This window comes from Hyphomonas sp. (assembly GCF_040882205.1).
Classification (GTDB): domain Bacteria; phylum Pseudomonadota; class Alphaproteobacteria; order Caulobacterales; family Hyphomonadaceae; genus Hyphomonas.
Genome location: NZ_JBBEBT010000140.1, coordinates 1 through 4,847 on the forward strand (window position 1 = coordinate 1; position 4,847 = coordinate 4,847).

The 4,847-nt window shown below is 61.7% G+C and carries 5 protein-coding genes and 1 pseudogene; 2 read left to right on the plus strand and 4 right to left on the minus strand.

Annotated features, from left to right (window positions below; translation table 11 throughout):
• Both WEA77_RS05510 and WEA77_RS05515 read right to left on the minus strand, forming a co-directional pair.
• On the minus strand, nt 1–1,938 hold a 1,938-nt coding region (locus tag WEA77_RS05510), incomplete at its 3' end, for a TonB-dependent receptor (RefSeq protein ID WP_368066867.1).
• Nucleotides 1,939–2,187: 249 nt separating this feature from the next.
• The gene (locus WEA77_RS05515; RefSeq protein ID WP_368066868.1) at nt 2,188–3,228 is read right to left on the minus strand and encodes a helix-turn-helix domain-containing protein; all 1,041 of its coding nucleotides are present in this window, start codon (nt 3,226–3,228) and stop codon (nt 2,188–2,190) included.
• A 441-nt stretch (nt 3,229–3,669) separates the two neighbouring features.
• Here WEA77_RS05515 and WEA77_RS05520 point away from each other — a divergent pair, with 441 nt between their 5' ends.
• Nucleotides 3,670–4,050 carry a helix-turn-helix domain-containing protein gene (locus tag WEA77_RS05520; protein ID WP_368066869.1) on the plus strand — a complete coding sequence of 127 codons (381 nt, stop codon included), beginning with the start codon at nt 3,670–3,672 and terminating at the stop codon, nt 4,048–4,050.
• 23 nt (nt 4,051–4,073) lie between these two features.
• Nucleotides 4,074–4,217: pseudogene (locus WEA77_RS05525) on the plus strand (restriction endonuclease); the annotation flags it as partial.
• 3 nt (nt 4,218–4,220) lie between these two features.
• Here WEA77_RS05525 and WEA77_RS05530 read toward each other — a convergent pair.
• Together WEA77_RS05530 and WEA77_RS05535 are read right to left on the minus strand one after the other, a co-directional pair.
• The gene (locus WEA77_RS05530) at nt 4,221–4,595 is read right to left on the minus strand and encodes a helix-turn-helix domain-containing protein (RefSeq protein ID WP_368066870.1); all 375 of its coding nucleotides are present in this window, start codon (nt 4,593–4,595) and stop codon (nt 4,221–4,223) included.
• Between the two features lie 5 nt (nt 4,596–4,600).
• The coding region (locus WEA77_RS05535; protein WP_368066871.1) for a type II toxin-antitoxin system RelE/ParE family toxin at nt 4,601–4,847 on the minus strand (247 nt) is incomplete at its 5' end.

The following is a 4,847-nucleotide window of genomic DNA, read 5'->3' on the forward strand; positions in this document are numbered from 1 at the left end:
GAAATCATAGGTCGCGCCAAAGCTGGCGCTGACTTCCGGAGAGTTTACGAGGGAGCGGCTGCTGACATCGGTCACGACATTGCCCACCAGGATGTCGAATTCATCATACTGAGCGTCGAGCAGTCCGACCGAGGCGGAGAGGGATAGTCCGTCCACGGGTATTGCAAGCAGTTCCAGTTCGAGACCCTGGATGGTGGCCGCTGCAGCGTTTGTGAAAAGGTCGACGAATACGCCCGTCACAGGGTCGGCGCCGAAGGATGTGACCTGAATGTCGGTATAGTCATTCAGGAAGACCGCCGCGTTGGCGACGAGCCGGCCATCATTCCAGCTTGTTTTCAGGCCGCCCTCATAGCTCCAGACGAATTCGGGCTTGAACGGCTGGAAGCCGAATGCGTTGTTCGCGCGGCCGGAAAAGCCGCCGCTCTTGAAGCCGCGGGACGCCGACGCATAAACCAGAATGTCATCCGACACGTCGTAGGCGACGGATACTTTCGGCGTGAAAGCCTCGAAGTCCGCTTCTCCGTCAATGATGATACCGGGTGTGCCGGCGCCGGTCAGGAAAGGTGGTCGGCCTGTAATGACCGAAACCGCCGGATTGAAGTAGTTTTCGAAGCGCCGTGACGACTCCTTGGTTTCGGTCGTGTAGCGGGCGCCCGCGCTGACGCTCAGCCGGTCTGTCAGGTCATATGAAAGATCACCGAACACCGCGGCGGAATCGGTGATCTGCTTGGTGTCGGCGAGGGAGGATGTGGCGAAGCCGAACAGTGTGACGGGAAAGCCGAAGAGCGAGGCTGACAGATTGTCTACGCCGCTCAAGGTCAGGTCATCATCATGGAAATAGTATACCCCGCCGGTGAAACTCAGCGGGCCGCCTGCATCATAAGTCCCGCGCAGTTCCTGGCTGAACTGGGACTGTGTCTGGTCGAGGTAGACGTCGAGCAGTTTCAGCGGGGTTCCCTCGGTGTCGAGGTTCAGCTGGAATTCGAAACTGCGATAGGAGGAGATGGATTCAAGCCGCAGGGCGTCTGTTGCCTGCCAGCTTGCCCGCGCCGTGAGGCCGTAGGCGTCGATGTCTGACAGTCCGCCGGCATTGACGTTCACCTGATAGGGGTCCGTGGAGGCCGGAAAAGTCTGCGGCGTAAAGGGCGCGCCGATCGGGTCCGGGATGCCGGTGGCGGCTGTTCTTCGGGACGGATTGCGTGATGTGTCAGGGCGTTCGCGGCTGGCGTCGAGCGTCAGGTCGAATTCCAGTTCGTCGCTTGGCGTGAAGTAAAGGCCGACGCGGCCCGAGAGGCTGTTCACGTCGCCGTCGTCTTCGCCGGTGAAGACGTTTTCGTTGAAACCGTCGCGTTTGGAATAGGCGAACGCGCCCTTGGCGTAGACCTTGCCCTCCGAGAGCGGGCCGCTCAGGCGGCCCTTGGCGATGACGGAATTGAAATTGCCCAGGCCGACTTCGCCGTAGGCCTCGAGGTCATCGGTGGGGCGCTTCGACACGAACTTCACGGCGCCGCCTATGGTGTTGCGGCCATACAAGGTTCCCTGCGGTCCTCGCAGTATCTCGACGCGCTCGACATCGAAGAGCTCAAGGAAGGCAGCCTGAGAGCGTGCAATGAAAACGTCGTCCACGTAGACGCCGACGCCGGGGTCAGCGAAAGCGAGGCTGTCATTCTGTCCGACCCCGCGCAGGTAAACCACGGCGTTGGACGCGTCGCCCTCGTCGAAATAGAGGTTTGGCGTGGCGTATTGCAGGCCGGACACATTGTCGGCCTGAAGATTGGAAATCTGGTCCTCGCCAAAGGCTGTCACGGCAAGCGGGACGTCCTGCAGGGTTTCCGCGCGGCGGCGCGCGGTGACGACCACCGTGTCAAGCCGGCCTTCGGCAACCTCGTCCTGTGCCGCGGCGACCGGTTCAACCTGGGCATAGGCCGGCAGGGTCATTGCGGCGATAACCAATAAGGATGCGCCCAGGTAGAGCGGCCTGATCCGCGATGACGATGGACGGCTGGCGACGGATCTGCTGCATGAATCGGACATGATTTCTTCCTCCCGGTTGGATGGAGCCGATCTGTCGCCGGTCTCCCAGCGCACCAGATGCAGCGCTGACCCGGAAAGGGCGACGACAATATCCGTCAACAGTGGAGGACAATTGCGCTCACCGCTGCGCGCCAGGCTCATGTGCGGGAGCGTTTATTCCTGCGCTGTACCCGGTCCGGCCTGGAATGCGGTTGGCGTGACACGGTTCCATCCCTTGAACGCGCGTGAAAAGCTCCGCAGGTCGGCGAAACCCAGTGCGGCGGCCACTTTGTGTGCCGGTTCTCCAAGCGCGAGGAGGCGCCGCGCCCTTGCGTTCAGTGCGCCGGCTCGCAGCGACCTGAAGTTTGCGCCCTCACCGGCGAGGCGTCGCCGCAGGGTCGCGGGACTGAGGCCCAGCGAGGCGGCAACGGCCTCCGACTGGATGGCAGCGCCGGACGTGATCAGCTGGCCGGTACGCCGGGTCCAGTAGTCACCGCCGGAGGCAGCTTCCGTGTTATCGTCCAAGAGCCCTGTCGCCGCATCGAAGATGCTCAGATAGGCCGCTTCGTCGATGGGCTGGACCGGCCAGTCGGCAATGCGGCCATCATACTGGATTGAATAGTATTCGGCGCCGCGCTGAACCGGCGCATGCCAGAATTTCAGGAACGAGCCTCGCGGGTCGTCTGCCGGACGACGTGTCGTGACCCGCAGCACGCGGTCTGCAAGCGACTGACCGGCAAGCCTGCCGAACAGGCCGTGCAGGGACACCAGAATGCTTTCTATGAAGGGATGCCGGTCACGGCTGAAATCTGCGTGGGAGTAGGGGAAGTCGGTGTCGTCAACGATGTAGATGAGCCGGTTGGAGCTTGCCTGAACGCGGTTGTAGCTTCCGCCATGCGCGAAGTTGTACCCGTCAGCGAGCCGCTGGAACGCCTCTCGAAGAGTTGTGTTCTTTGATACGCCGCCCAGAAGGAAAGGGGTTGTGCCGACCAGTATCCGGCGTGCGGAGCCTGTGCAGGTCTCGTCGCCGGAGACCTCGACCAGGCGGCGCAGGATGCGGACGTAATCCGCGAAGCTGACGCGGTAGGTTCCGCCGGGTTCCAGGCAGTCGCCGGGCAGGTCAAGTTCCCCCAGGAGGGCGCCGCATTCGACGTTGCAGCCCTGGATGAGGGTTTTGACAAAGGAGACGTCTTCCAGATCGAGCCTGAGGTCCAAATCACCTTCCCTTGCGAGAATTGCAGCGCTTCAAATCCCCGGGTCGGGGATCATCATAGCGGTCCACATTTAGCGGTTTCGGCTTGCGCTGCATAGGAGCCGGATTGTGGCGTATCGTCATCGTCGCTGGTTCACACCCGTTGAGCCTGCAATCTGTGCGCTGCGGCAAGGCCGGGCTGCATGCTTTCACAGAGCAGGGGTTTCGGTAGCAAGAAGCGCCAAATCGAAAACTCGAAGCAAATGGCCCCACTTCGCCCCGGCCGCGCGCCGGAAGCGGAAGAAGACCGAAGCGCTATGGAAACCCCTTACGTCTCTGGAACCTTTTGCCGGCGAGCGGCGCTTCACGTGTAGTTTGAATGCGACACTTACGTTCGGGCGACAGGCTACACAAAACTACAAAAGCGTGGCTCTAAATGAGCGGGGCTGGCTTCGGAGAACATGATGAATTCACAAAAGCGCAAAGTGCCGGGATCGAGATTGCCGAATGACTTTGACCGTCTGGTCGGCGCCAAACTGCGACAGCTGAGACTGGAGGCGGGGCTGACCCTCCAGGATCTCGCCGAACAGCTGGGCATAAGCCATCAGCAGCTCCAGAAGTACGAGACTGCCTCGAACCGGATCAGCGTGGGCATGCTACCGGGCATTGCCGAAGTGCTCGGCGTCGAGATCATGGAATTCTTCGAGGACGCGGAAAAGCCCGGGAAAGCGAAAAAGAGCGCCGCCGACAAGCTGCGCAGCGAGTGTGAGACGTGGCTCAGGCGGACAAAGTCCGAGGAGGCGCTGCGCGGCATGCTGCGCGTATTGAAAGCGCTGGCCGGATAAAGACTGGGCGATAGCGACAGGGTGGTATCGACGGGGTGATTGACCAGGACCCGCTGGGCGTCGAACAGATTTATACTCAGGCCAAGCGATATGCCGAGGGCAATACGGTCGGGGCAGGGGGAATCCGTGACTTCTTTGGCGGCCTCAGCCTGAAGCGCGCTTCGAAATGCTCAGGCTCGCTTCTCTGCCTGTCGTTTTTCCCGCGCCGCGCGGCCCCTCGGACGGGGCCCCTCAGTGTCTCCGAGCCCCTCGAGTGAGACCGGAGCCTTACCGGGGAACTCCACCATCAGTCTGAGGTTGCCTCCCATCGCACGCACGTAGCTCGTGAGGGTCGAGAGGAGCAGATCGCTCTGACGCTCGTACTTCGCCACCGTTGCCTGCTGTATGCCGAGGGTTTCGGCAAGCTGGACCTGCGTCATTGCCTTTGCTTTCCGGAGTTCCTGCAGCGTAAGGTACTCGGTATGCAGACGATCTGCTTCGGCCTCGATGCCTGCGCGCCGCGCAGGATCAAGGGCGGCCAGCTTGTCCTTGAGGGTCCGTGCCATTGTCGTCATCCTTTCCGTCTCTTCAGGTGGCCGTCGAACCGTTCGTCGGCCCGGGCGATAAGTTGCTTGTAGAAGCGCTTCTCGCTGCCACCTGACTTGTCTCCGGCGGTAAGCAGAATTGCCTGCCGACCGGGATCAAATGCGAAGGCGATGCGCCAGACGCCGTCAGCGGCGCTGCAGCGCAATTCCTTCATGTCCGCGTGCTTCGACCCTGTCAGGGTGTCGGCATGCGGCCGACCGAGCGATGGCCCC

Coding starts and splice junctions, on each gene's coding strand:
- WEA77_RS05520 (WP_368066869.1), top strand. CDS start 3,670: ATGAATTCACAAAAGCGCAAAGTGCCGGGATCGAGATTGCCGAATGAC.
- WEA77_RS05530 (WP_368066870.1), bottom strand. CDS start 4,595: ATGGCACGGACCCTCAAGGACAAGCTGGCCGCCCTTGATCCTGCGCGG.